General features: G+C 72.3%; 22 protein-coding genes and 1 tRNA gene. 13 read left to right on the top strand and 10 right to left on the bottom strand.

Going from position 1 to position 26,285, the window contains the following annotated elements; translation table 11 throughout:
* The first annotated feature begins 18 nt into the window (after nt 1-18).
* Complete coding sequence (locus ACIREE_RS32620) at nt 19-1,668, top strand: bifunctional aspartate transaminase/aspartate 4-decarboxylase (RefSeq protein WP_404160268.1); 1,650 nt, start codon at nt 19-21, stop codon at nt 1,666-1,668.
* A 117-nt stretch (nt 1,669-1,785) separates the two neighbouring features.
* Here the strand turns inward: ACIREE_RS32620 and ACIREE_RS32625 are convergent, their stop codons facing one another.
* From ACIREE_RS32625 to ACIREE_RS32635, 3 genes are all read right to left on the bottom strand, one after another.
* Nucleotides 1,786-3,270: a cellulose binding domain-containing protein gene (locus ACIREE_RS32625; RefSeq protein ID WP_404160271.1), complete on the bottom strand. Its 1,485-nt coding sequence runs from the start codon at nt 3,268-3,270 to the stop codon at nt 1,786-1,788.
* A 111-nt stretch (nt 3,271-3,381) separates the two neighbouring features.
* The gene (locus ACIREE_RS32630) at nt 3,382-4,779 is read right to left on the bottom strand and encodes a sensor histidine kinase (RefSeq protein ID WP_404160274.1); all 1,398 of its coding nucleotides are present in this window, start codon (nt 4,777-4,779) and stop codon (nt 3,382-3,384) included.
* Nucleotides 4,776-5,480: a response regulator transcription factor gene (locus ACIREE_RS32635; RefSeq protein ID WP_404160277.1), complete on the bottom strand. Its 705-nt coding sequence runs from the start codon at nt 5,478-5,480 to the stop codon at nt 4,776-4,778. Before ACIREE_RS32635 ends, ACIREE_RS32630 begins: the two co-directional genes overlap by 4 nt.
* A 159-nt stretch (nt 5,481-5,639) precedes the next feature.
* Here ACIREE_RS32635 and ACIREE_RS32640 point away from each other — a divergent pair, with 159 nt between their 5' ends.
* On the top strand, nt 5,640-6,173 hold the full coding sequence (locus ACIREE_RS32640) for a hypothetical protein (protein WP_404160279.1): 534 nt from the start codon (nt 5,640-5,642) through the stop codon (nt 6,171-6,173).
* A gap of 22 nt (nt 6,174-6,195) precedes the next feature.
* Here the strand turns inward: ACIREE_RS32640 and ACIREE_RS32645 are convergent, their stop codons facing one another.
* Together ACIREE_RS32645 and ACIREE_RS32650 are read right to left on the bottom strand one after the other, a co-directional pair.
* Nucleotides 6,196-7,083 carry a spermidine synthase gene (locus ACIREE_RS32645; RefSeq protein ID WP_404160282.1) on the bottom strand — a complete coding sequence of 296 codons (888 nt, stop codon included), beginning with the start codon at nt 7,081-7,083 and terminating at the stop codon, nt 6,196-6,198.
* Between the two features lie 33 nt (nt 7,084-7,116).
* The gene (locus tag ACIREE_RS32650) at nt 7,117-7,545 is read right to left on the bottom strand and encodes a hypothetical protein (RefSeq protein ID WP_404160284.1); all 429 of its coding nucleotides are present in this window, start codon (nt 7,543-7,545) and stop codon (nt 7,117-7,119) included.
* 323 nt (nt 7,546-7,868) lie between these two features.
* Here ACIREE_RS32650 and ACIREE_RS32655 point away from each other — a divergent pair, with 323 nt between their 5' ends.
* Nucleotides 7,869-9,320 (top strand): tetratricopeptide repeat protein, encoded by a 1,452-nt coding sequence (locus ACIREE_RS32655; RefSeq protein ID WP_404160287.1) that lies wholly within the window; start codon nt 7,869-7,871, stop codon nt 9,318-9,320.
* A 335-nt stretch (nt 9,321-9,655) separates the two neighbouring features.
* Here the strand turns inward: ACIREE_RS32655 and ACIREE_RS32660 are convergent, their stop codons facing one another.
* On the bottom strand, nt 9,656-10,264 hold the full coding sequence (locus ACIREE_RS32660; RefSeq protein WP_404160290.1) for a histidine phosphatase family protein: 609 nt from the start codon (nt 10,262-10,264) through the stop codon (nt 9,656-9,658).
* A gap of 287 nt (nt 10,265-10,551) precedes the next feature.
* Here ACIREE_RS32660 and ACIREE_RS32665 point away from each other — a divergent pair, with 287 nt between their 5' ends.
* From ACIREE_RS32665 to ACIREE_RS32695, 7 genes are all read left to right on the top strand, one after another.
* Nucleotides 10,552-11,484: a phosphatase PAP2 family protein gene (locus ACIREE_RS32665; RefSeq protein WP_404160293.1), complete on the top strand. Its 933-nt coding sequence runs from the start codon at nt 10,552-10,554 to the stop codon at nt 11,482-11,484.
* Entirely contained in the window at nt 11,378-12,565 is a 1,188-nt protein-coding gene (locus tag ACIREE_RS32670; RefSeq protein ID WP_404160296.1) for a hypothetical protein, read from the top strand. Before ACIREE_RS32665 ends, ACIREE_RS32670 begins: the two co-directional genes overlap by 107 nt.
* 58 nt (nt 12,566-12,623) lie before the next feature.
* The gene (locus ACIREE_RS32675; protein ID WP_404160299.1) at nt 12,624-14,225 is read left to right on the top strand and encodes a hypothetical protein; all 1,602 of its coding nucleotides are present in this window, start codon (nt 12,624-12,626) and stop codon (nt 14,223-14,225) included.
* Between the two features lie 2 nt (nt 14,226-14,227).
* Nucleotides 14,228-15,598 carry an AAA domain-containing protein gene (locus tag ACIREE_RS32680; RefSeq protein ID WP_404160341.1) on the top strand — a complete coding sequence of 457 codons (1,371 nt, stop codon included), beginning with the start codon at nt 14,228-14,230 and terminating at the stop codon, nt 15,596-15,598.
* Nucleotides 15,599-15,720: 122 nt separating this feature from the next.
* Entirely contained in the window at nt 15,721-16,077 is a 357-nt protein-coding gene (locus ACIREE_RS32685; protein ID WP_404160301.1) for a hypothetical protein, read from the top strand.
* Between the two features lie 111 nt (nt 16,078-16,188).
* Complete coding sequence (locus tag ACIREE_RS32690) at nt 16,189-16,791, top strand: bifunctional DNA primase/polymerase (RefSeq protein WP_404160303.1); 603 nt, start codon at nt 16,189-16,191, stop codon at nt 16,789-16,791.
* A tRNA-Lys gene (locus ACIREE_RS32695) sits at nt 16,782-16,855 on the top strand. Before ACIREE_RS32690 ends, ACIREE_RS32695 begins: the two co-directional genes overlap by 10 nt.
* A gap of 160 nt (nt 16,856-17,015) precedes the next feature.
* Here the strand turns inward: ACIREE_RS32695 and ACIREE_RS32700 are convergent.
* A complete protein-coding gene (locus ACIREE_RS32700; protein ID WP_404160306.1) occupies nt 17,016-18,245 on the bottom strand; it encodes a M6 family metalloprotease domain-containing protein in 1,230 nt (409 codons plus the stop codon).
* A 378-nt stretch (nt 18,246-18,623) separates the two neighbouring features.
* Between ACIREE_RS32700 and ACIREE_RS32705 the strand changes: the two genes are divergently transcribed.
* Entirely contained in the window at nt 18,624-20,447 is a 1,824-nt protein-coding gene (locus ACIREE_RS32705) for a putative bifunctional diguanylate cyclase/phosphodiesterase (protein ID WP_404160308.1), read from the top strand.
* Nucleotides 20,448-20,519: 72 nt separating this feature from the next.
* Here ACIREE_RS32705 and ACIREE_RS32710 read toward each other — a convergent pair whose 3' ends face one another.
* From ACIREE_RS32710 to ACIREE_RS32720, 3 genes are all read right to left on the bottom strand, one after another.
* Nucleotides 20,520-21,617: an LLM class flavin-dependent oxidoreductase gene (locus tag ACIREE_RS32710; protein ID WP_404160312.1), complete on the bottom strand. Its 1,098-nt coding sequence runs from the start codon at nt 21,615-21,617 to the stop codon at nt 20,520-20,522.
* A 94-nt stretch (nt 21,618-21,711) separates the two neighbouring features.
* Nucleotides 21,712-22,443 (bottom strand): decarboxylase, encoded by a 732-nt coding sequence (locus ACIREE_RS32715; RefSeq protein WP_404160315.1) that lies wholly within the window; start codon nt 22,441-22,443, stop codon nt 21,712-21,714.
* 3 nt (nt 22,444-22,446) lie between these two features.
* Entirely contained in the window at nt 22,447-23,268 is an 822-nt protein-coding gene (locus tag ACIREE_RS32720) for an aspartate/glutamate racemase family protein (protein ID WP_404160318.1), read from the bottom strand.
* A gap of 358 nt (nt 23,269-23,626) precedes the next feature.
* Between ACIREE_RS32720 and ACIREE_RS32725 the strand changes: the two genes are divergently transcribed.
* On the top strand, nt 23,627-24,562 hold the full coding sequence (locus tag ACIREE_RS32725) for a D-2-hydroxyacid dehydrogenase (RefSeq protein ID WP_404160344.1): 936 nt from the start codon (nt 23,627-23,629) through the stop codon (nt 24,560-24,562).
* A gap of 81 nt (nt 24,563-24,643) precedes the next feature.
* Complete coding sequence (locus ACIREE_RS32730) at nt 24,644-26,047, top strand: amidase (RefSeq protein WP_404160322.1); 1,404 nt, start codon at nt 24,644-24,646, stop codon at nt 26,045-26,047.
* Nucleotides 26,048-26,285 lie beyond the last annotated feature (238 nt).

Genomic DNA, 26,285 nt, shown 5'->3' on the forward strand with positions numbered 1-26,285 from the left:
AAGGACGTTAGGAAAGACATGCCGAAGACGACCCTCACCCGCGAGCAGATCCAGAAGTACGCCCAGCTCTCCCCCTTCGAGCTGAAGAACGTCTTCATCGACCTGGCCAAGGAGGCGCAGGCCGATCAGCCCGGACAGAAGGGCAAGTCGAGCGTCCAGATGCTCAACGCGGGCCGCGGCAACCCGAACTGGACGGCGACGGGCCCCCGCGAGGCGTTCTACGCGCTCGGCTACTTCGCGCTGGACGAGTCGCGGCGCGTGTGGACGGCCGACAACCTCGGCGGCATGCCCGAGGAGGCCGGCTCCTACGAGCGCTTCGACACGTTCGTGCGCCGCCACCCGGATCTGCCCGGCATCGAGCTGCTCGCCCAGTGCGTCCAACTCGGCATCCAGCGCTTCGGGTTCGACAAGGACGCCTTCGTGCACGAGCTGACCGACAGCTCGATCGGCGACAACTACCCGGTGCCGGACCGGATCCTGCACCACACGCAGGAGATCGTGCGCGGCTACATCGCCGACGAGATGTTCGCCAAGAAGCCGCCGGCCGGGGACTTCTCGTACTTCGCGACCGAGGGCGGCACCGCCGCCATGTGCTACATCTTCGACTCGCTCATGAAGAACGGCATCCTGCACAAGGGCGACAAGATCGCGCTGATGGTCCCCGTCTTCACGCCGTACGTCGAGATCCCCGAGCTGGACACCTACGAGTTCGACGTCACGTACGTGCAGGCCAGCATGTTCGCCGAGGCGGGGGTGCGCGAGTGGCGCTATCCGGAGGAGGAGGTCGCCAAGCTGGCGGACCCGGAGATCAAGCTGGTCTGCCTGGTCAACCCCTCCAACCCGCCATCGCTCGCCCTGTCGCAGCGCGTCGCGAACCAGATCAAGGACATCGTCGCGACGGACAACCCGAACCTGCTCATCGTCACCGACGACGTGTACGGCACGTTCGTCGAGGGCTTCCGCTCCATCGCCGCCGACCTGCCGCGCAACACGCTGCTCGTGTACTCGTACTCGAAGCACTACGGCTGCACGGGCTGGCGGCTCGGCGTCATCGGTCTCGCCGACGACAACGTGATCGACGAAATGCTGGCCAAGCTGCCCGCGGCGGAGAAGGAGCGCCTGAACAAGCGGTACGGGACGCTCACTCTGGAGCCGGAGAAGATCCGCTTCATCGACCGGCTCGTCGCCGACTCGCGGCAGGTGGCCCTCAACCACACGGCGGGCCTCTCGCTCCCCCAGCAGGTCATGATGGGCCTGTTCTCGCTCTTCGACATGCTGGAGGAGGGCCAGGCCTACAAGCTGCGCATCCGCGCGATCGTCCAGCAGCGCCTCGAACTCCTCCTGGAGGGCGCCCAGATGAAGGTCGCCGATGACCCGCACCGCGCCGGCTACTACATCGAGCTGGACCTGATGGCCCAGGCCCAGCTGGAGCACGGCGAGGAGTTCGCGCAGTTCCTGGAGAGGGAGTACGAGCCCGTCGACGCCCTGTTCCGCCTCGCCCGCCAGACCGGCGTGGTCCTGCTGAACGGCGGCGGCTTCGAGGGCCCGGAGTGGTCGGTCCGCGTCTCCCTCGCCAACCTCGACGACCTGGACTACCTGAAGATCGGCCACCACCTGCGGGCCATCTTCAACGACTACGCGGAGGAGTGGCGGGCGTCGAAGGGCTGACGGACGGCCTGACATGGCACAGCCCCGGCCGGGTGGGGGGACTCCGTAGAGCTCGCCGGCCGGGGCTGCTACCCCCGTTGTTCGCAATGGCTTGCTGGTGCGCTACCGCTGGTGGGGCTACTTGAACGCGGCGAACGCCTTCTGGAACGCGTTCGCGCTCTGCTCGATCGAGCTGCAGGTCGGCTGCGCCGAGTTCGAGGCGCCGCCCTCGCACTGCTTGTCGCGGGTCGCGGACCACATAGAGAGGCCGCCGAGGCCCTTCTCCTTGGCGAAGGAGACCAGCTGCGTGGCGTCGTCGACCTTGAAGACCTCGGACGAGACGTCGTTGACGCCGATCATCGGGGTGAGGGCCACGGCCTTCCAGGCGGCCGCGTCGGAGAGGCCGAGCGCGCTCTTGATCTGCGCCTGCGTGGCGGTCGCGGCCTGCTCGGCGTAGGTGCCCATGTCGCCGCTGTACGAGGCGCCGTAGTCCATCGCCATGATGTTGACCAGGTCGGTCTTCACGCCGTTGGTCTTGGCGTTCTTCAGGAAGTTCACGCCGTCCGAGGTGAGGCCCTCGGGCATGACCGGGAGCGTGAAGGACACGTTCAGGTCGGCGTTGTTCTTCTGGAGCGTCGCGATGGCCTGGGCGCGCTTGGTGTTGGCGGCCGTGTCGGGCAGGGCGCCGCCCTCGATGTCGAAGTCGACCTTGGTGAGCTTGAACTGGTCGATGACCTTCTGGTATGCCGCCGCCAGGTCGCCCGCGGAGGAGCAGGCCAGCGCCAGCTCGGTGCCGGAGGCGCCGCCGAAGGAGACGCGGACGTCGCCGCCCGCGGACCTCAAGTCACCGATCTGCGCGGCGACTTCATCACTGCCGAGGTCGCTCACGCCGCCCCACTTCGGGGCGCAGTCGCCGCCGGAGGTGATGAAGGCGAGGTTGTACTCCTTGACGCCGGTGGCCTTGGAGGAGGCGACCAGGTCGAACTTCGGGTACAGCGAGGTGTCGACGTACGGAGCGAAACCGGCGCCCGCAGCCGTGGAACCCGTACCGGACGAGGAGGACTGCGACGGGCTCGCCGTCGCCGTCCCGGTGGGCTTCGCCGTCCCGGTGGGCTTCGCGGTCTGGGACGCCGAGGCCGTCGGGGACGGCGTCGCGGACTCGGTCGGGCGGCCGCTGGGCTCCGGGGTCGCGCCGTCGTCGACGGAGCACTTGGCGTCGTTGATGAGACAGCCGGTCGGATCGGCGTCACCGGAGACGACGAAGCCGACGGTCACGGACCTGCCCGCGGCGATGCCTTCCTTGTCCCAGGAGGAGGGCTTCACGGTGACGTGCGAGCCGCTCACCTTCGAGTCGGCGTTCCACAGCGAGCTGAGCTTGGCGCCCGCGGGCAGGTCGAACTCCAGCGTCCACGCGGACTGCGCCTTGTCCGTGTCGTTCTTGATGACGTACTGGCCGGTGTAGCCGCCGGACCAGCTGCTGGTCTTGGTGTACGCGGCGCCGACCGAGGCCGCCGACGCGCTGGACGCGAAGAGGAACCCGCCGCCGCCCACGACGGCCGCCGCGACGATGCCGCCTATCGCCTTGTTCCTGCCGCTGACCCTGCGCCGGTGCGTGCTGCTCATCGCGTGCCTGCCTTAGCTGTACGGGGGGTTTGGGGGTGCGGCAGCACGCTAGCGATCCGGAATCCGTCAATTCGGGCAAGAGGGAAGCGGCTTGCGGATCTTAGGGTTGGCTTAAGGAAGGGATCGGGAGCGATTAAAGGTCGGGACCAGTCCTTTACGTTCGCGGCCCCGATGCCCACGCCCCCGGCGGCCCTCCGCGGGGCCGCGCCCGTCGAGCTGCACCCAGATCCGCACCTCGGTGCCGCCGAGCACGGAGGAGCCGATGCGTACGTCGCCGCCGGTCGACTCGGCGAGGCGGCGCACGATGTCCAGGCCGAGCCCGGTCGAGCCGTCGCTGCCCGAGCCCCGGCCGCGGGCCATCGCCGCCTCCGGGTCGAGGATGCCGGGCCCCGCGTCGGAGACCAGGACGATCACGGCGTCCTCGCCGCTGTGTACGTCGACCGCGAAGGCGGTGCCCTCGGGGGTGTGCCGGAAGACGTTGCCGAGCAGCGCGTCGAGAGCGGCCACCAACTCGCCCCGGGCGACCGGGATCCGCACGGGCCGGTCGATCCCCGCGACGCGCACCTTGCGGCCCTCGTCCTCGGCGAGCGCCGACCAGAAGTCCATCCGCTCGCGGATCACCTCTGAGGCGTCGCTGCCCGCGCCCGGTCCCGCCGCGGCGGTCTGCGGCTTGGCGTCCCGCGCGGTACGGATGATGGTGTCGACCTCGCGCTCCAGCTGCTCGACGGCGACGCGGGTCTGCTCGGCGGCGGTACCGGTCCCGAGCGAGGCGACGTTCAGCCGCAGCACGGTCAGCGGCGTACGCAGCCGGTGTGAAAGGTCGGCCGCCAACTCCCGTTCGTTCGCCAGGAGTTGTACGACCTGATCGGCCATGGAGTTGAACGCGACGGCGGCCAGGCGCAGTTCGGTGGGCCCGTCCTCCGGTACCCGCGCGCCGAGCCTGCCCTCGCCCAGTTCGTGCGCGGCCCCGACCAGGCGCTGCGCGGGCTGCACCACCCGCACGCCGAGCCGGTCCGCCACGGCGACCGAGCCGATGATGAGCGCGATGCCGACACCCGCGAGCACGACCCACGCGGTCGTCACGCCATTGCTGACCTCGCTCTCGGGGACGTAGACCTCGACGACGGCGATCTTTCCGGTGCTCACCGCGATCGGCTGCAGCCACACGTAACCGCCGGGGACCTCGTCCCTCCTGGCCCGGTTGATGTTCAGCTTCTCCGCGGCCACCCGCTGCTCGCCGAGCCGGATCGCCGGGTTCCCGCCGCCGGCCGGGACGTACACGGACATCCGCTCCTCGCCGCCGGTCTGCGCGGTGGCGAGCGCACGGGCGAGCTCGTCGCGGTCCGTGGTGATGGAGAGGGTGGGCCCGATGGCGGCGGCGGTCCGCTCGGCGTTCGAGAACGCCCGGTCCCGCGCCATCTCCTTGATGACGAGCCCGAGCGGGATGGCGAACGCCACCACCACCATGGTCGTGACGGCCAGGCACACCTTGACCAGCGCCCACCTCACAGCGCGGGCTCCGGCTGAGGCGGCTCCAGCTTCACGCCGACACCGCGCAGGGTGTGCAGATAGCGGGGGCGCGCGGCCGTTTCGCCCAGTTTCCTGCGCAGCCACGACAGATGTACGTCGATGGTCTGATCGTCCCCGTAACTCTGCTGCCACACCTCGGCGAGGAGTTCCTTGCGGGGTACGACGACGCCGGGGCGTCCGGCGAGGAAGGCCAGCAGGTCGAACTCGCGGCGGGTCAGGTCGAGCCGGGCGCCGTCCAGTTCGGCCTGCCGGCGCAGCGGGTCGATGGACAGGCCGCCGACCGTCAGGACCCGGGACGGCGGCTCGGCGCCCGCGCTGGAGCGGGAGCGGCGCAGCACGGCGGCCATCCGGGCGGACAGATGCTCGGGCGAGAAGGGCTTGGTCAGGTAGTCGTCGGCGCCGTCGTTGAGCAGCCGGACGATCTCGGCCTCGTCGTCGCGGGCCGTGGCGATGATCACGGGTACGTCGGTGATCCCCCGCAGCATCTTCAACGCCTCGGCCCCGTCCAGGTCCGGCAGACCGAGATCGAGGATCACCACGTCGAACCGGAAATGGGCGACCTCGCGCAGCGCCTCCAGGGCCGTGCCGACGCTGCGCACGGTGTGCGCGGCGTCGGTCAGGTGCCGGATGAGGGCTGAGCGCACGAACTGGTCGTCCTCGACCACGAGCACACTTGCCATGGGCGGCACCGTACGCCATCCGTGCGATCGGGCCCTCCTGCCGGGTGACCTCGGGCTCTACGGGACAGGGGTGGCGGGCGTGGTGCAGTATGGCCCGCGATGCAACCGACGCCACCACCGCCATCCGAGACCCCGGACGTCCCCCGGGCCCCGCGCCCCATGCGACGGGGCCTTGTGCACACGGTGGCGTGGCTGCTCGCGACGGGGGCCGCGGTGACCCTGTCGTGGTGGGGCGTGCACACGGTGATGTCCGGCACGGCGTACGACCCGCCGCGGGCGCTGCCGGTGGCCGCCGCCGACGCGTCCGACTCGGCGTCCCCGCTCGCCTCCTCCACCCATCGGCCCGAGCCCGCACCGTCCGCGACGTCGTCCCGGTCGTCGGCGAAACCCTCGTCGAAGCCGCCGGCGCCGAGCCGGACCCCGTCGTCGACGCACCGGCCCGGCACGTCGCCGCCCGGCTCCGCGTCCTCCGGTGACGTGAAGAGTTACGCGACGGCCGGGGGCCGTGCCGTCTTCGACCTCGGGGAGACGGAGGCGACGCTGGTGTCGGCGACGCCGAGCACCGGATGGTCGGTGCAGGTGTGGAAGCAATCGACGTGGATCCGGGTCGAGTTCACGTCCGGGGACCAGAAGGTGTCGGCGTTCTGCACGTGGCACGATCACCGGCCGAGCGTGGAGATCGCCACGTACTGAGCCGCTTCCGCGGCGCGTGCGCTCAGCGGAACACGGAGGGCGGCGGCGCCGGGGACGCCTTCGCCGAGGCATCCGTGACCGCTGCGGCGCCGCCCGCGAAATCCAGCAGCGCGCGGCCGTGCTCCACCCGCCCGGGATGCGGGTCGCTTGCCGCGCGCCGGGTCAGTTCGGCCACCGGCAGGGGCAGCGCGGACGCCACCAGGACCGCGTTGCCGAAGCGTTTGCCGCGCAGCACCGTGGGGTCGGCGATCAGGGCCAGTTCGGGGAAGACGGCCGCGGCGGTGGCGATCTGGGCGCGCAGATAGGCGAGCGGCGGGCCGTCGGCGAGGTTGGCGACGTACGTACCGGCGGGCCGCAGCACGCGGCGTACCTCGGTGAGGAACTCGGTGGTGGTGAGGTGGCCCGGGGTGCGGGCCCCGCTGAACACGTCCGCCACGAGGACGTCGGCCCAGGCGTCGGGCAGCTTGCCGAGGGCTTCACGCGCGTCGGCGGTACGGACCCGGATGCGGGAGCCGGGCTCCAACGGCAGCTCCGTCCGCACGAGTTGCACCAGCGGGCCGTCGCTCTCCACGACCTGCTGCGTGGCGCGCGGCCGGGTCGCGGCGACGTAGCGCGCCAGGGTGAAGGCGCCGCCGCCGAGGTGCACGGCCTGGACAGGGCGGCCCGGGTCCGCGGCCAGGTCGATGACGTGGCCGATGCGGCGCTGGTACTCGAAGGAGAGGTGCGCCGGATCGGCGAGGTCGACGTGCGACTGCGGGGCGCCGTCCAGGAGCAGCGTCCAGCCGGCCGGCCGGTCCCGGTCGGGTATCAGCTCGGCGAGTCCGCCGTCGACGCATCGCACGACGGACTCCCGGGCCCCTCTGCCGTCCCTGTCACCCTTGCGCCCCTGGTTCCCTCGTGACCTCGCCATCCGGCCATTATCCGGGGCGGGCGGCGGATCGGCTCAGCGGCAGTTGTCGGCGGCCTCGATCAGGCGGGCCGCCTCGTCGAGGGCGGCGCGCAGCACGGCCGGGTCGGTGACCAGGTCGGCGTCCTGCGATCCGTCGGGGGCGGGCGGCAGCAGCCAGCCGGTGCCCTCGACGGGTGGGGCGAGCGAGAGGCCCCGGCCCTGGGTCTGCGTACAGGCGCTGCCCGGGACGTCCCAGCCGTCGGCGGTGCCGGGCGGTACGAGGAAGCCGAGGGTGTCGCCACCGCCGTCGTGCAGCACCGGGCCGACCGGCTCCGCGCTGCCGCGGCGCAGGATGTCGACGGCTTCCAGGCCCTGCCGGGACGGCACCGTCACCAGGTCGCAGGCGCCGGGCGGCTGCGCGCTGTGCTCCTCGGTCGGGCGGTGCTGCGCCGTCGACAACGACTCGGCGGGTTGTGACGTCATGGGTTCTGAGGCGTCCAACACGTCGGCCCCTCCTCGCTCTTCGCGTACGTGGCACTCATGCCAGATGGGGTTTCGCCGCATGGTTCAACGCTTCAGGGCGTCAACGGCAACGGCGGCACGCCGCCGCAAAGGATGGCAGTTCATGGCAGATCGTGGGTGAGATATCCCGTTTGTAGCCAAACACTGCGTGTCGGCCCCGTTACAGCCGGTACCTTCAAGCCTCGCCGGAACAGGGGAGCCACGGACCCGCGGGTGCCTCCCGACCTTTTGAGTTCTGCCAACTCCCCTGGCGTCCGGCACGGTTCGCACGGGAGGACCCGCCCATGACGTCGTCTCCGTATTTTCCGGACACCCCGGCGCCGCAGCACCCGCGCCCGAACCTCGCCTTCCGGCGGCTGCGCGGACAGCGGTCGCCGGGCGAGTTCGCGGCCGCGGTACGGCGGGCGGCCCGCGAGATCGGCGAGCGCGTCAGCTGCGACGCGCGCTACATCGGACGCGTCGAGTCCGGCGCGATCCGCTGCCCCAACTACGCGTACGAACGGGTCTTCCTGCACATGTTCCCGGGCCGCTCGCTGGCCGACCTCGGGTTCGCGCCCCGCGCCTCGGTACGCGGCAGGAGCGCGCGCCCACCCCTGGCGACCGCGCTGCCGCGCCCCGCGGGTCCCGTACGTCTTCCACGCGCTGTACGTCCCTCAAGTCCCGCAAGTCCCTCACGTCCCGAAGCCACTGAGTACACGCACCACGAGGAGAGCGACGTGCGGCGTCGCGCATTCATGACAGGCATGACCGGCTCGACGGCCACCGTGGCCGTCGCCGCCCTGGCGCCCTTCGGCGTTCCGCTCGGCACCACCCCGGGAGACGCCGCCCTCGACCGGCATCCCGCGCGGACCGGCGCGCGTGCCGTGGAGGAGGCGATCCGGCGGATCCGGCTGCTCGACGATAGGCACGGCGCCGACGGCCTGTACCGGCGGGCCGCGGCGCCGCTGCGGACCGCCTTCGAACTGCTCGACGCGGGCATCGCGCAGCGCGACGTCTCCGACCGGCTGCAGACCGGAGCGGGTGAACTGGCCATCTCCGTCGGCTGGCTGGCCCACGACTCGGGCCGCTTCGACGACGCGCGCTCGCATTACGCGGAGGCGCTGGCCACGTCGCGGATGGCGGGCGACGAGGCACTGGAGGCGCACGCCTTCTGCAACACCGCGTTCCTCGCACGGGACGCGGGGCGCCCGCGCGAGGCCGTACGGGCGTCGCAGGCGGCGACCAGAGTGGCGGCGCCGCTCGGCTCACCGCGCCTGCTCTCGCTCCTCGCGCTGCGGGAGGCGGGCGGCTGGGCCGGGCTCGGCGACCGTCCGGCGTGCGAGCGGGCGCTGGCGCGGGCGCAGGCGTTGTTCGCGCGGGGCGGCTCGGACGCGGACCCGGAGTGGATGTCGTTCTACGGGGAGGCCGAGCTGGAGGGCCTGGAGGCGCAGTGCTGGTCGGCTCTCGGCGCATGGCCGCGCGCGACCCGGCACGCGCGGCGCGCCGTCGCCCTCCAGGACCCGCACTTCACCCGCAACACCGCCCTGTACACGGCCGAGTTGGCGGACGACCTGGCCCGGGCCGGCCAGCCCGACGAAGCGGCCTCCGCCGGGGCGCGGGCGCTCGGCCTGCTCCGGGACGTGCGGTCGTCCCGGATCGAATCGATGCTGGCGGCCACGGCGCGGGTTCTGCTGCCGCATCGCCGGGCGGCCGGGGTGGCGGCGTTCTTGGAGGCGCACGCGCTGTCTCGCCGGTAGGTGACGCCTGTGCGCCGGGGCGCGCCGTTGCGGGTTGCTGCTTCGTCGGCGTGCGCGGGCCGGTGGGGCTTCTCGCGCCGTTCCCCGCGCCCCTGAAATGCGCACTACGTGCGGCATCTTGACTTGACGTGCGCCACGGTGGGGCCTGGTCGCGCCGTTCCCCGCCCCCCGAAATGCGCACTGCGTGCGGCATTTCATCGGCGCGCACGAAACGCGCGCCATGGGGCTGCGGCGAAGCCGCATGCTCCAGGGGCGCGGGGAACGGCGCGAGAAGCCCCACCGGCCCGCGCACGCCGGCGAAAGCGCGACCCGCGACGGCGCGAAGGCGGTACCGGTCAGCCCGCCGTCAGGTGACCCGACTCGTTCCAGCTCTCGATCGCCGGCTCCCCGTACGCCCACCCCAGAACGGAGAGCGACGTCGGGTTGAGGCGGATGCGGGACGCGAAGTCCAGGGGCAGGCCGAGCCAGCGCGCGCCGATCGAGCGCAGGATGTGGCCGTGGGCGAAGACGAGAAGGTCACGGCCGTCGCGGTCGGCGGACCTGGCCCACTCCACGACCTCGTCGGCCCGCGCCGTCACCTCGGCGATGCTCTCCCCGTCGGGCACGCCGTCGCGCCAGATGAACCAGCCGGGCCGCATCTCCTGGATCTGCGCCGGGGTGAGCCCTTCGTACGCGCCGTAGTCCCACTCCATCAGCGCGTCCCACGGAGTGGCCCGCTCCCCGAACCCGGCCAGCGCGCACGTCTCGCTCGCCCGCACCAGCGGGGAGGTGCGCACGTCGACTCCGGCCAGCCCGTCGTAGGGCGCCCTGTGCAGCCGCTCGCCGAGCAGTTTCGCGCCACGCCGCCCCTCTTCCAGGAGAGGAATGTCCGTCCTTCCGGTGTGCCGTCCGGACAGGGACCACTCCGTCTGTCCGTGCCGGGCCAACAGAATGCGCGGTGCCATGCGAGGACCTTTCACGACTACAAGGCGTACAGATACAGGACGTACAGAAGGACTACAGAGGTACGGAACTACGGAACTACAGGACGTTCGGGGTGAACGAGGGACGAACGGGCAGCGTCGCCCCGTCCATCATCGCGCAACCGGATTGCGAGCCGCCTGTCGGGCAACCCGGTGAGTGATCTCCGCGTCTACGAGGGTCAGGGGTCACCCACGCCGAGCCCCACATGCACCGTAAGGTGAGCAAAGTGGCCGGAGGCCGCGGACGAGGAAGAGGGGGAGCGGCCCGAATGTCACAGATCGACCACGCACCGCGCACGGAGGCGATACCCGGCGTTCGGCTCAGGTGGTGGACCGAACTGCCGCTGATCCTCCTCGTGTACGGGGCGTACTCGGCGGGGCGGCTGCTCGCCCGCGGAGATGTGAGCGCGGCCGTCGACCACGGTCTGGCGCTGCTGAGAGCCGAGCAGGCCGTCCACCTCAATCTCGAACACCCGCTGAACCGCCTCTTCACCCGTGAGCCGTGGCTCGGTGTACCCGCCGACTTCTGGTACGCCTCACTGCACTACGTGGTCACTCCGGCCGTCCTGATCTGGCTCTTCCGGCGCCGCGCCCATCTCTACCGGGCGGCCAGGACCTGGCTGATGACCTCCACGCTGATCGGTCTGATCGGCTTCACGATGCTGCCTACCTGCCCGCCGCGGCTGCTCGCCGCGGGCCACGGCTTCGTCGACACGATGGCCCAGTACAGCTCGTACGGCTGGTGGGGCGGGGCGGCCAGTGCGCCCAAGGGCCTGGGCGGCATGACCAACCAGTACGCGGCGATGCCGAGCCTGCACGTCGGCTGGGCGCTGTGGTGCGGGGTCATGCTGTGGCGCAACGGACGCAGCCCGTACGCGAAGGCCGTCGGTGTCGCCTACCCGCTGATCACCACGATCGTCGTGATGGGCACGGCCAACCACTACTTCTTCGACGCGCTGGCCGGGGTGGCCGTGATGGGCGCGGGCCTGCTCCTGACGAAGCCGGTGACGCTGGTCGCGGAACGGATCAGGGACCGGGTGAACACGGTGCTCGCGGGCGCCTCCCAGGCTGCCCCTTCCGCCACTCGTTCCTCGAATGTCAGTGGAGAGTGCCAGACTCCCCAGGGTGAGCGAATTCCCCGACAGCGCAAGTCCGCCACGTCGCACGACACAGGCGACGGGGCTGCGGCACCGGCTCGCTGAGCTGCGCGGCCCCGACAATCCGCCGCGCCCGCTGGACGCCCGTGCCCTGGCCGCCCTCGCGGCGAACCCGGGGTGCAGCAGGCGGGCGCTGCTGGACGGCGCGGGTGTGGACAAGGCGAGACTCGCGGACGCGCTCGGTTCACCCTCGGCGTTCGGTCAGTCCCAGTTCGCCCTGGCGCGCGGCAATGTGTTCGAGGCGCGGGTGAAGGCGGACGGCGGCTCCCGGCTGCTGCACCTGGTGCACGCGCGCGTGGACGCCGATGCGCCGGAGCCGGCCCCCGAGCTCGTCCGCGCTCCTGATCTTTCGGCGGTCGGGCCCGAGGGCCGTACCGCGCGCACGGCTCTCGCCCTGCGCGAGGCGGTGGACTCCCCCGGCTCCTGGACGTTCCTCGACCACCCGATGCTCGCCCTGGACGTGGCGGGCAGCCCGGCGTTCCTGGAGCCCGACGCGGTGGTGGTGCATCCGGACGGGAGCTGGACGGTCGTCGAGATCAAGTCCTTCCCGATGATCGACGGCGCGGCGGACGCGGCGAAGGTGGGCGCGGCCGCGCGGCAGGCCGCGGTGTACGTACTGGCTCTTGAGCAGGTCGCGGCCCGGCTTCCGGACACCTCGGTGCTGGTCCGTGACCGGGTGGTCCTGGTCTGCCCGAAGGACTTCTCGAACCTGCCGGCCGCGTCCGCCGTGGACGTGCGCAAGCAACTGTCGGTGACGCGGCGCCAGTTGCGGCGGCTCACCCGGATCGAGGACATCGCGGCGCAGTTGCCGCCCGGCACCGTGCTCGACCCGGCCCGGCCCGCCGCCGAGCTGACCGCGGCGGTCGAGTCGGTGCCCGCCACGTACGCGCCGGAGTGTCTGGCCGCCTGCGAGCTGGCGTTCCACTGCCGGGACCGGTCGCGGGCGGCGGGCGCGGTGACGGCCCTCGGCCGGCCGCTGCGCGCCGAGCTCGGCGGTCTGACCACGGTGGACGCGGTGCTCGCCGCGGCCCACGGCGAGGCGGGCGACCCGGCGGATCCGACGGTGGCGGCACTGCGGCGCGCCGCAGCACTGCGGGCCGAGGCCCTCGGAGGTGCCCGGTGCTGAACACCGAGGTGACCGCTGACGTACGGGTCCCGTCCACGCAAGCCGAGGAGCCCGCCCCGTGAGCCTGATCAACCACCTGGCCCGCCTGGAAGCCACCAGCACGGGCCGCGCCCAGCCCATCGCCACGGTCCGGCACCGGCACCTCTCTCAACGGCCGCTGGTCATCGTGCCGTTGACGACCGCGGGCGAGACCGGCGCCCCGCTCGGCGCCCTGGTCGGCACCGAGCGGACCTCCCCGCGCCTCCTCGTCGTGCCGCAGCCGCGCGACCGCGACCTGCGCTTCACGTTCCTGACGCAGCTCGCCGAGACCGTCCTGCCCTACGTCGACGGGTACGCGGGTGACGTCGAGGCCGCCGAGCGCAGCGAGACCGATCCGGAGACCGGCAAGAAGGTCAAGGTCGAGGTCGAACTGTGCGCGGACGCACCGCAGTTGATCGTGCCGAGCCGCGCGGGCATCGAGCTCGTGCGGCTCCTCGGCCGGTCGATGCGGTTCCGCCGCACCGCGGAGCAGGACCCGGAGACGCCCTACCCGGCGCCGCCGCACGTGCCGCTGCTCGGCCGCTGGCTGACGCACTACGGGGAGCGGGCCCGTGTCCCCGGCTCCTCGCTCCTGCTCGCGATGACCGACCTGCTCTCCCGGCACTGGGCGACGGGCCAGTCGAGCCTTGAGGACCAGCATCTGGGCGCGCTGCTCGCCTGGATCGCGGCGCCCCAGGGCACGTCGGGCGCCGAGGCCGCGCTCCGCGCCGAGCTGGACCGGGGCCCGGACGGCCAGTTGCTCTGCCCGCCGGCGGGTCCTGCCACCGACCCCGCTTTCGACAACAAGCTGCTCGCGCCGGCGATCGAGCGCTACGACCGGGCCCGTACGCGACTGGCGGCGACCGAGGACCCGGTCGAGGCCGACGGCCGCCTGGCCGAACTCGCCGCCGCCGAGCGGGAGATCCACGTCCTGGTCGAGTCGCGGACCCGGCCCACCTGGGACGCGGTGTGGCGCGGCCTCGACCTGCTGTGCACGCTGCCCGAGGGGCCGCGCGCGGCGGAGCGCTGGACGCGGGACCGCTGGTCCTTCACCGGGCACCGCGACCGGGTGGCCGCGGGCGAGCCGCCGCAGCCGCGCCGCGACGACGCGGTGACCGCGGCGAACAAGCTGGCCACGCGGGAGCGGGAACAGGCCCGCCTGGACGCGCAGGAGGCGCTCGACGACCCGCTGGTGATGGCGGGCCGGCGGCTCGCGGGAGAGGCCTTCGCGGGCGAGGTGACCGAAGTCGTGGCGGCGTACAACGACAAGAAGCGCCCGCGGCCGCTGATCACGGTCCGCACGGACGACCGGCCGCATCTCGGGGAGCGCGTGAAGGTGTTCCGCTCCCTCGAAGGCAAACCGCAGGCAGCCGAGTTCGTGGGATACGAGGACGACGCCGCCGAGGGCGAGGCGCAGGGCACGGTCGTGCTGCGGCTGCTGGACAAGATGGGGCGCGGCAAGGAGCCGGAGGAGGGGTCCGTGCCGCGCAAGGGGGACCGGGTGTGCTGGACGCTGTTCGAGCACGAGCAGCGCGGCGGGCCCAAGCTGCCGGACCCGGAGGAGACGCCGTGGACGCACGGCGGCCCGCCGGGCGCGGACGCGTCGACGCCGGACGCCGTGACCTCGGAGGACCTGCTGTGACCGTGACACCCCTTGGCCCCTCGGCTCTCGACCCGGGCACCCTCAGCCCGTCCGCCGCCGCCGGCCTGGCGACGGAGGCCATCCTGCGCGACACGCTGCACGGTGACGCCCGCGGCGTCGTCGTGGACTCCCCGCCGGGCGCGGGCAAGTCGACCCTCGTCGTGCGGGCCGCGCTCGAACTCGCTGACGCGGGACGCCCGTTGATGGTCGTCGCGCAGACGAACGCGCAGGTGGACGACCTCGTCCTACGGCTCCACGAGAAGAACCCCGAGCTGCCCGTCGGCCGCCTGCACAGCAGCGACCCGGACGCGTACGACAAGGCGCTCGACGATCTGCCGAACGTCCGCACGTCGACGAAGGCGGGCGACCTCGCACCGCTGCCGGTGGTCCTGTCGACCGCCGCGAAGTGGGCGCACGTGAAGGTCTCCGACGCCGGTGGGCCATGGCTCCACGCGATCGTCGACGAGGCGTACCAGATGCGGTCCGACGCGCTCCTCGCCGTGGCGGGACTGTTCGAGCGGGCGCTGTTCGTGGGCGACCCGGGGCAGTTGGACCCGTTCGCGATCGTCGGCTCGGAACAGTGGGCGGGGCTTTCGTACGACCCGTCGGCCTCGGCGGTGTCGACGCTGCTCGCCCACAACCCCGAGTTGCCGCAGCACCGGCTGCCCGTGTCGTGGCGGCTGCCCGCGTCGGCGGCGCCGCTGGTGTCGGGGGCGTTCTACCCTTTCACGCCGTTCCGCAGCGGTACCGACGAGGGCGACCGGGAGCTGGAGTTCCTTGTCGCGTCGGACGGTTCGGGCCCCGACCGGGTCATCGACGAGGCGGCAGAGGCCGGCTGGGGGCTGCTCGAACTGCCCGCCGCGCACACGCCCCGGACGGATCCGGAAGCGGTGCGGGCCGTGGCGCTGGTCGTGCGGCGCCTGCTCGACCGGGAGGGCGTCACCCGTTCCGAGCGGGGGCCCGCGAAGGCGCCGCTGACCGCCGACCGGATCTGTGTCGGTACCGCGCACCGCGACCAGGCGGCGGCGGTCCGCTCCGCGCTGGCCGACCTCGGCGTGCGGGACGTCACCGTGGACACGGCGAACCGGCTGCAGGGCCGGGAGTTCGACGTGACCGTGGTGCTGCATCCGCTGTCGGGCCGGCCGGACGCGACCGCGTTCCACCTGGAGACGGGCCGCCTGTGCGTGCTCGCGTCCCGTCACCGGCACGCGTGCGTCGTGGTGTGCCGGGCCGGTGTCGCCGACCTCCTCGACGAGCATCCGTCGACGGAGCCGGTGCAGCTGGGGGTGCATGTGAAGTTTCCCGACGGCTGGGAGGCCAATCACTCCGTGCTGGCCCGGCTCTCGGAGCACCGGGTCGGCTGGACGCCGTAGAAGCGCTGCCGGGCGCACTGGGGTCGTTGCCGTACGCGGCGGAGGCCCACTTGCGCGCCGTCGGACAATGGAAGGCGGCCCGGGCACCGAGCGGGCCGGACTCGGCACAAGGAGGAACCACCATGGCGGAGCCCGAGCGGCCCCGTACCCCGCAGCCGCGGCTGCGCCCCGCCCCGCTCATCTTCGAGCCCGCGGAGGCCGCCGGCGACCCGGAGCACTTCTTCGACCTGGAGTCCATCGCGGACCCCCGGGAGTTGCTCGCCCGCGCCACGGAGCTGACGCTCGCCTTCCGCGCGGCGACCGACCGGTCCATCGAGTTCCAGGCGATCGCGGCGGCCCAGCTCGCCGATCCGCGGCGCTTCGACCGGCTGACCCCGGGTGACATCGCGGAGCGCGCGGAGTGGACAGAGGACTATGCGAAGAAGATGGTCGAATTCGGGCGTGAGCTGCTGCGTGGCACCACCGAGCAGGCCCCGTAAAGATCGATTGGCATATGCCAGAGGGGCAAGATACCCCCCTGCTCCCCCTCCTGTCCCGGTTTCCGGCAACCCTGAGGAGCTGAATACGCACACCCTGTAGACGTTGGGGGTATGAACAACCTTGCCCCTGACCCCGGCGCCCCCCACGACCGCTTCGACCCCTCCGATGTCACCCCGGAAGGCGCTGCCTGGCTCGCCTCCGCAGGAACGTATCCGCGCTCGACCCTCTCCCACTGGGAATCCCGCCCCGCCGCCCCCGTGGTACTGCCGTGCGGATCGGTCTTCGACGTGGTGAACGTACCGGCGGTCTTCGGCCGCCGGATGTTAGACCGCTTGTGGGACGAAGGCCCCGGCACGGGCCCGGTCGCCGCCCACCGCGGCCGCATGCTGCTCTTCACCGCGCCGGGCACCGCCCAGCGACTGCCCTCGCTCCTTCGGTGGGAGGAGTGGGGCCCGGCAGTGCCGCCCCTGCTCTGCCACGGCACCGGCGACGCGGTCACCGTGCCCGCCCGCGCCGCCCTCTCCGACCCGCACCTCGAGTCCCGCTGGGTGGTCGCCCCCGACACCCGCCGCCCGTGGCTTCCGGGCCCGGAAGTAGTGCTCTGGGCATGCGTCCGGGCGGCCCGCGCCGACGTGGACGCGGCAGCCCGGATTTCGATTTTTCCTGCCGCCGATCAGGATGCTAAAGTCTACGACGTCAGCAGGCGCCGCTAGCTCAGTTGGTTAGAGCAGCTGACTCTTAATCAGCGGGTCCGGGGTTCGAGTCCCTGGCGGCGCACGTTGTCGGTGGCGGGATGTGTTCGCGGAAAACGCGAACCGTCCCGCCACCGTTGTTTTTGCGCGGCTGCACCGCGCGTTGTGGGGGCTCCGCCACCCACACCCCCGAGCCCGTGCTTGGGCTGGGGGCCGGAGGGCGTCCCCCTCAAGACGTTGGGCGCTCAGCCCACCGTCACCTTCACTGTCCACGCGCCGGAGGCGGTTCGGTCCTCGGCCTCGATGTGGATGTTCTCCCCCGGCACCGTGAAGCTCTCCCCCGCTTCGATCGGGGCGTCCGCGAGGGGCGGGTACACCGAGTCGCCGTAGCAGGCCTCGGTGCCCGGGTGGGCGTCGAGAACCTGGACGGGGCCTGCGCCGGAGGAGGAGTCACTGCGTACGCGGTAGACGAGGACGCCCTGGTTGCAGGTGGCGCTGTCGTTGCCGCCCGTGCCGCGGGCCTCCAGGGCGATGGCGCTTGAGGGCCCGGTCCGTACCACCGCAAGTTTGGTGCCGTCCCCGGTGCCGAACGGGGCGCCGGCCGCGCTCGGCGCCGCGCTCAGCGGCTCCAGCGTCAGCCGGGTCGGCCCGGTGCGGGTCACGCACGCCACCTGCCGGGGATCCAGCCAGCCGAGCTTCCACTTGTGCCAGCCGAAGAAGTCCGGCGCGAGCCCGAACTGGCTGCCCATGACATCCCAGTCGCCGACGTACGTGTCCCAGTCGCCCTTGCCGTCGGACGGCCGGTGGTACAGATCGGGCAGGTCGAAGACGTGACCCGTCTCGTGCGCGAGGACATTGCGGTCCGGCGGGTGCTGCTCGAAGACGGTGACGACGCGCCGGATGTCGGTGCCGTCCGCCCGCATCGGCCTGTCGAAGTTCACGACCTTCGTGGCGTCCGAGTCGACGCCCGGCGCATCCGGATCGGCGACGAAGTAGACGACGTCGTACTTGCTGAAGTCCGTGCGCGGATCCGCCACCTTCAGCGCGTCGCGCAGATACGCGCTGCGGTCCGCCGCGTTCCAGTCACGCCGTATCTCGTACGACGTCGAGTCCCGCGGCATTTCGAGCCACTCCCGCTGCGGGTGCGGGACCAGCGAGAACTTGCCGTACGAGGCCCGGTCGAAGAAGCGGCTGGTGGCCGGGAAGTAGTCGGCCGTCAGCTCCTGGGGCGTCGTCCGTGGCAGCGAGTCGGGGAAGGAGAGGAAGACCAGCACGGCGTTCAGGGTCTTCAGGGGACGCGGGTAGGCCGTGTTCCAGGTGTCCAGGCCCTCGGAGTGGTGGGCCGCGCTGCGCTCCAGGGCGCACGGCCCCGCATACGGGGCGCCGGCGGCGGGCCCCGCGACCAGACCGGTGGCGGCCAGGGCGGTGAGAGCGGTCAGCGCCGCCGCGGTGGCGCGCAGGCGGGGCTTGTCCACTCCCCCGAGTGGCTGCGGACGCGGCAAGTCGACCTCCGGGACGGGAATGTGGGGCAACCCACCCAGAGTGTGGCTATTTGTTATGGTTCGCCCTGTTTATCTGGCCCGGACGAGTGAGGGGCGACACCCCGAGCGGTCACAGGCCGTCACAGACGATCGAGGTGCGGCAGAAGCCCGTACGGGGGCGAGCAGAAACGATCTGGCGAGGCGAATTACGTCCGCCCGGAACCAGGTCACCCGTGGACAAGGCTGGATAGGCCGTCCGACCGGCCTCTATGATCGGCACACTTTCCTGCCGGGACCCGGCCGCACCAGACCACACGACCGGACCACGCGACCGGACCACGCGACCAGACCACGCACTACGGGGAGCGAACGGTGAGCGCACAGCCCGAAGGGCCCACGACCGCGGCGGAGGTGCCCCCACCCGCCTCGTGCCCCGAAATTCTCACGCAGAGTGATCACGCGCGCGAGCGCCCCGCGCAGGCCGTCCACGGGGCCGCGTTCCTCGCCGCGCCCCAGCCCATGCTGCTCGCCGACCGCAACGGGCTGATCGTCGGTGCCAACACCGCCGCGCTCACGCTGTTGCGCGGCGAGGGCTCGGAGCCGCTCGTCGGCCTCATCGCCGCCGAACTGCTCGACCTGGCCTCCGACCCGCGCACCTGGGACGCCTACCGCGAGGTGCTGCGGGGCCGGCAGGCCCGGCTCGGCCGCACCCGCCGCCTCAAGCACGCGGCGGGCCACTCGGTATGGGTACGGATCACGGTGTCGCCGGTGCCCGGCGCCGACGTCGTACTGCTCTCGCTCAGCGACATCGACGCGCACCGCGATCTCCAGGCCCAATTGCGCCACCTGCGGATGCACGACCCCGTGACCCGGCTGCCCAACCGCGCCCTGTTCTTCGAACGCCTCGCCTGCGCCCTGGAGGCCGGTGCGTACGAGGGCACGGGCGCGACCGGCCGGGTGGGTCTGTGCTATCTCGACCTCGACGGGTTCAAGGCGGTCAACGACACCCTCGGCCACCACGTCGGCGACCGGCTGCTCGCCGCCGTCGCCGAGCGGCTCACGCACTGCGCGCAGCTGGCCCATCACGCCACCGGCACCCCGCTGGTGGCCAGGCTCGGCGGCGACGAGTTCGCGCTGCTCGTGGAGGACTCGACCGGCACGGAGCAGTTGTCGGACCTGGCGGAGGCGGTGCTCGGCGCGCTGCGGGAGCCGTTCGACCTGTCGGGGCAGCACCTGGTGGTCTCGGCCTCGATCGGAGTCGTCGAGCGGCAGGTCGCGGGCACCAGCACCACGGGCCTGATGCAGGCCGCGGACACCACCCTGTACTGGGCGAAGGCCGACGGCAAGGCGCGCTGGACCCTGTTCGACCCGGAGCGCAACGCGCGTCGGATGACCCGTCAGGTCCTGTCGGCGGGGTTGCGGCCGGCCGTCGAGCGGGGTGAATTCGTCCTGGAGTACCAGCCGTTGGTACGCCTTGAGGACGGCGGCCTGCGCGGGGTCGAGGCGCTGGTGCGCTGGCGGCACCCCCGGTTCGGCCTGCTCACGCCGAATCGGTTCATCGGGCTCGCCGAGGAGGACGGCTCCATCGTGCAGTTGGGGCGCTGGGTCCTGGAGACCGCCTGTCGGCAGGCGCGGGAGTGGCAGCTGGCGCACCCGGGCGTGCCGCCGGTCTTCGTCAGCGTCAATGTGGCGGTACGTCAGGTGTGGGACTCGGACCTGGTCGCCGATGTCGCGCGCATCCTGGACGAGACGCAACTGGCGCCGGAGCTGCTGCAGTTGGAGCTCACCGAGTCCGCCGTGATGGGGTCCGCCGGGCGGCCTCTGCAGGCGCTGCGGGATCTCAGCGACATGGGCGTGCGCATCGCCATCGACGACTTCGGTACCGGGTACTCGAACCTCGCCTATCTGAGCCGGCTTCCCGTGTCGGTACTGAAGTTGGACGGGGCGTTCGTGCGCGGGTTCCAGGACGGGGCGGGTGCCGGTTCCGGTGCGCCCGAGGATCCGGCGGACGCGGTGATCGTGGAGGCGATGGTGCAGTTGGCTCATCGGCTCGGGCTCACCGTGACCGCGGAGTGTGTGGAGACGGTCGAGCAGGCGGATCGGCTCCGCCGCATCGGGTGCGATACCGGGCAGGGGTGGTTGTACTCGCGGCCCGTCGCGGCGGAGCGGATCTCTGTACTGCTGGCCGACAGGTAACTCTGGGCAGCGGACTTCGTCCGCTCCGTCGCCCTGCGGGCTCGTCCTCAAACGCCGGACGGGCTTGATCGGTCAGGCCCGCGGCAGCCCGTAGGCGTCCGCGATGAGTTCGTACGAGCGCAGTCGTACGTCGCCGCTGTGGGCGTTGGCCGTGAGCATCAACTCGTCGGCGCCGGTGCGCTTTTGCAGGTCGTCGAGGCCGGTGCGGACCTCGTCGACGGTGCCGTGGATGACATTGGAGTTCCAGGACTGGATGAAGTCCTGCTCCATCTCGTTGAACCGGTGCGCCTCCGCCTCCTCGGGCGTCGGGACCAGGCCGGGGCGGCCGGTGCGCAGCCGGACCATGTTGAGCGCGGCGGCGAGCACCTGGCGGCGGGCCTCGGTGCCGTCGTCGTCCGTGGCGAGCGCCGAGACACCGATGAGGGCGTAGGGCTTGTCCAGGAGTTCGGAGGGCTGGAACGACTCGCGGTAGAGGTCGAGCGCCGGGATGGTGTTCTGCGCGGAGAAGTGGTGGGCGAAGGCGAACGGGAGGCCGAGGACGCCGGCCAGGCGGGCGCTGAAGCCGGAGGAGCCGAGCAGCCAGACCGGCGGGCGGTGCGGGTCCTGGACGCCGCCCGGGGATGTGGCCTGGACGGGGCCCGGGACCGCGTGGATGCGGGAGTAGCGGTGGCCGTCAGGGAAGTCGTCGTCGAGGAAGCGGGTCAGCTCGGCGAGCTGCTGCGGAAAGTCGTCGGCGCCTTCGTTGAGCCGGTCGGTGCGGCGCAGGGCGGCCGCCGTCGCTCCGTCGGTGCCGGGGGCGCGGCCGAGGCCGAGGTCGACGCGGCCGGGGGCCATGGCCTCCAGCGTGCCGAACTGCTCGGCGATGACCAGCGGGGCGTGGTTGGGCAGCATGACTCCGCCGGAGCCGAGCCGGACGCGGTCGGTGTGGGCGGCGAGGTGCGCCAGGATCACGGCCGGGGACGACGAGGCCACACCCGGCATGGAGTGGTGCTCGGCGACCCAGTAGCGGTGATAGCCGCGGCTCTCGGCGAGGCGGGCGATGTCCACGCTGGTCCGCAGGGCCTGCGTGGCGGTACTGCCCGCGCCCACGGTGACCAGGTCCAGGACCGAGAGGGGGGTCGGTGCGGTGCCGTGGACTGCGCCGCGGATCTCGTCGTGGTTGGCCGGCACGGGGTCCTCCTGAATGACGTCAAGACTGAGTAACCCCGGCTTAACGGAGGCCAGCTCCGCTTTATTCCCGCCCCGCCCCCTCCCGCCACCGCCGCTACACCTGGACCACCGGCTCCTTCGTGAAGAGCGCGCCCAGTGCCGGAGCGTTCACCCGGCGGTCCACCAGGCGCAGCGCCTCCCAGACGGTGACCTGGTTGGCCGTGAGGACCGGCTTGCCGAGCTCCCTCTCCAGGTCACGGACGTACGCCGCCGTGTGCAGGGCCGTGTCGGGCAGGAGGACCGCCTCCGCGTCCGGGTGGTCACCGGCCCGGGCCATCGCCAGGACCTCCTCCCACCCCCACGTGCCGACCTCGGCGGCCGTGATGATCCCGCTGCCGCGCACCGAGAGCACCTCGGCGCCGGACGCCTTCAGGAACGTGGCGAAATGGTCGGCGACGTCCTCCGGGTACGTCGCGGCGACGGCGACGCGGCGCACCCCGAGTTCGCCCACCGCGTGGGCGAAGGCGAACGAGGTGCTGGAGGCCGGCAGGCCCGCGGCCAGGGCCAGCGCCCTGACCTGCTCGTGCGCGCCGTCCCAGCCGAAGACGAAACTGGCGGACGTGCACGCCCAGACCACCGCCTCCGCACCGGCGAGCCGGAGTTCCTCGACGCCGGCGGCCAGCCGGTCGGCCGCGCCCATCTCGAGCAGCGCGTCGACCCTGTGCGCGTCCTCGCCGATGTCCGTATGGACGACGGGCAGCCGGACGTCACTGTCGATCAGCATTTCGATCCGCGGGAAGTCGTCCTCGGCGGAGTGTCCTGGGTAGAGAAATCCGAGCGCTGTCATGGTCTATGCCCACCCTTCCTGGCCCTCCGGAAGTTCCGGGAGGCCGTGTCCGGGCCGGAGCCCGTCGTCCGGCAGGGGCCACTGCCGTCGCGCCGCCGGGTCGAGCAGCGCCTGATAGGGCCCCACCGCTCGCGTACCCAGTCGTCGCAGGGCTGCCCACATCGTGACCTGGTTCGCCGAGATCACCGGAATCCGCAGCTCTGCCTCCAGCTGCGGGATGACGTCGTACGTGGGCAGGTTCGTGCAGCTGATGAAGAGGGCGTCGGCCGTCCCGCCCACCGCCGCCCGCGCCATCTCGGCCACATCCCGGTACGGGACTTTCCAGATGTGCCGGGTCAGGCCGAGGTAGGCGCGCCCGGTGACCGTGATCGCGGCCTCCGCCAGGTACTCCTCCAGCGACTCGGTGACCGACTGGGTGTAGGGCGTGACGAGCGCGATGCGGCGGGCCCCGAGTTCGGCGAGCGCCTCCAGGAGCGCGCCCGACGTGGTGAGGGAGGGCAGCTCGCCCGCGCGGCGCATCGCCTCGCACATGGCGCGCTCGCCCGCGATGCCGCCGACGAAACTGCCCGAGGTGCACGCGTACGCGAGGACTTCCGGCTCGGCCGCGCCGAGCGCCCGCACCGCCTCGCCGAGCGTTTCGTGCTCGCTGACCAGCCGGGCCAGATCGAGGCTGACCTCGACCGGGACGAACGGCGTGCGGGTGAGGTGGAGGGAGATCTGGTCGGGCACCCAGCGCCACAGTTCACGATCGAGAGCGAAGTCGAACGGTGCGACGACGCCGAGGCCGCGCTGCGGCTGCGGTCCCCCCAGGAAAGAGACGTCCATAGAGCATGCCCCAAGTTCAGCTGACGTGATGATGCCGATGCGGTGCTTGGCCGGCGGTCCGCCGCCGGGACGTCGGGACAGCGAAGAGGAGGGGAACGAGCTGACGCAGTACCCCTGTTGACGAAGGTAGGTTCAGGTGCCAGCGTGGTCAATCCGCGCATGTCAGATGGATGCCGCGAGACGGTCCGCCCGCCATGATCGCGATGTGCCCGGCGTTCCCGACTCGTTGCTCAAGGAAAGCGGAGCTTCGTTGCGAAACGATTTCCCTGCCGTGTCCGGTCCCGACGGCCCGGGCTCCGACCGCTCGGACGACTCCGGCGGTTCCGGTCCGGTCGGCCGCAGGCCCGCCGTCCTCGTCCTGGGCGCCGCGCCTCCCGCACCGCCGCCCCGGCTCGGCAATCTCACCGGCCGGGCCCGCCTGTTGCACGCCGCGGACGCGGCCGAGTTGCGGGCCCGGCTCCCCGAGGCCGACGTCCTGTTGGTGTGGGACTTCCTGTCCGACGCGGTACGGGACGCATGGCCCGGCGAGGGTCCGCGGCCGCGCTGGGTGCACACCGCGAGCGCGGGCGTGGACCGGCTGATGTTCCCCGAACTCGTCGACTCCGACACCGTGTTGACCAACGCCCGCGGCGTCTTCGACCAGCCCATCGCCGAGTACGTGGCCGCGCTCGTCCTCGCGATGGGCAAGGACCTGCCGCGCACGCTCGCCCTGCAGGCGTCCCGCGAGTGGCGGCACCGCGAGTCGCAGCGCATCGCGGGGACACGGGCCTGCGTCATCGGATCCGGGCCCATCGGGCACGCGATCACCGCACAGCTCGCGGCACTTGGCATCACCACGGCGCTGGTCGGCCGCCGGGCGCGGGACGGTGTCCACGGCCCCGCCGACCTCGACCGGCTCCTCGCCCGCGCCGACTGGGTGGTGTGCGCGGCGCCGCTGACCGAGGACACGCGCGGCATGTTCGACGCGCGCCGATTCGGCGTGATGCAGCCCTCCGCCCGCTTCATCAACGTAGGACGTGGGCAGTTGGTCGTAGAGTCCGACCTGGTGGACGCCCTGCACAAGCGGTGGATCGCGGGCGCGGCGCTCGATGTCTTCGAGCACGAGCCGCTGGCCGCGGACAGCCCGCTGTGGACGGCTCCCGGGCTGCTCGTCTCGCCGCACATGAGCGGCGACACGGTCGGCTGGCGCGATGAACTGGGGCTTCAGTTCCTGGAGTTGTACGGGCTCTGGGAGTCCGGCCGGGAGCTGACGAATGTAGTCGACAAGAAACGTGGGTATGTCCCCGGGAACTGATCGCTGATCCTGAACCGCTGATCCTGAACCGCTGATCCTGTTCGCTGATCCATGGTGTCGCGCCATGGTGTGGAGGGGTGGATGACCACCGAGCTCACCGGACTGACCGCGCAGGAACTTCTCGACGGCTACCGCAAGGGGGAGTTCAGCCCGGTGGACGCCACCCGGGCGGTACTCGCCCGGATCGAGGAGACCGAGCCCCGGCTGAACGCGTTCGTGCGGATCGACGCGGCGGGCGCGCTCGCCGAGGCGGAGGCGAGTGCGGGGCGATGGCGGCGTGGCGAGCCACAGGGCCTTGTCGACGGCGTGCCGGTGACGGTCAAGGACATCCTGCTGCAGCGTGGCGGCCCGACCCTGCGCGGGTCGAAAACCGTACGCGCGGACGGCGCTTGGGACGAGGACGCGCCCGCGGTGGCGCGGCTGCGCGAACACGGCGCCGTATTCGTCGGACGCACCACCACACCCGAGTTCGGCTGGAAGGGCGTCACCGATTCGCCGTTGTCGGGGGCGACGCGCAACCCGTACGACACCTCGCGCACGGCCGGCGGTTCGAGCGGCGGGAGCGCGGCGGCGGTCGCGGTCGGCGCGGGGCCCCTGTCGCTCGGCACGGACGGTGGCGGCTCGGTGCGCATCCCGGCCGCGTTCTGCGGGATCTTCGCGCTGAAGCCGACGTACGGGCGGGTCCCGCTGTACCCCGCATCCGCGTTCGGAACGCTGGCGCACGTCGGGCCGATGACGCGGAACGCGGCGGACGCGGCGCTGATGATGGACGTGATCTCCGGCCCCGACGCGCGCGACTGGTCGGGGCTCGCCCCCGCGGCCGACAGCTTCCGGGACGGGCTGGGCGGCGGGGTGCGCGGCCTGCGCGTGGCGTACTCGCCGTCGCTCGGCGGGCAGGTCGCGGTGCGGCCGGGGGTCGCGGCGCGGGTACGGGCGGCGGTGACGCGGCTCGCCGAACTCGGCGCGTACGTGGAGGAGGTCGACCCCGACTTCACCGATCCCGTCGAGGCGTTCCACGTCCTGTGGTTCAGCGGCGCGGCCCGCGTGGTGCAGCACCTGTCGCCCGCGCAGCGGCAGTTGCTGGATCCGGGGCTGCGGGAGATCTGCGAGCAGGGCGCCCGGTACAGCGCGCTCGACTATCTGGCGGCGGTGGACACGCGGATGGCGCTCGGCCGCCGGATGGGCCGGTTCCATTCGACGTACGACGTGCTGCTGACGCCCTCGCTGCCGATCACCGCGTTCGAGGCGGGGGTGGAGGTGCCGCCCGGGTCGGGGCTGCGGCGCTGGACGGGGTGGACCCCGTTCACGTACCCGTTCAACCTGACGCAGCAGCCGGCGGCGTCCGTGCCGGTCGGGTGTGACGGTCACCTTCCGGTGGGGTTGCAGGTTGTCGCGGGGCGGCATCAGGACGGGCTGGTGCTGCGGGTGGCTCATGCGCTGTACGAGGCGGGTGCCGCCGGCACTTCAAGCCCCTCCGGCGTTTGAGGAGCAGGGTCCGGGGCGGAGCCCCGCGTCTTGGCCGAGGCCAGGGGGGGGGGGCCCCCCCCCCCCCCCCCCCCCCACCCCCGCGGGGGGGGGGGGGGGGGGGGGGGGGGGGGGGGGGGGGGGGTGGGGGTGGGGGGGGGGGGGGGGGCGGTCGGCTGGTGGTTTTTCGGGCCCGTGCTCTGGCACTGTGGCACGTATGTGCGGACGGTTTGCATCGAGTCGTGGGCCCGAGGATCTC

Origin of the sequence: Streptomyces sp. NPDC102467 (assembly GCF_044765445.1) — a bacterium.
GTDB lineage: Bacteria > Actinomycetota > Actinomycetes > Streptomycetales > Streptomycetaceae > Streptomyces.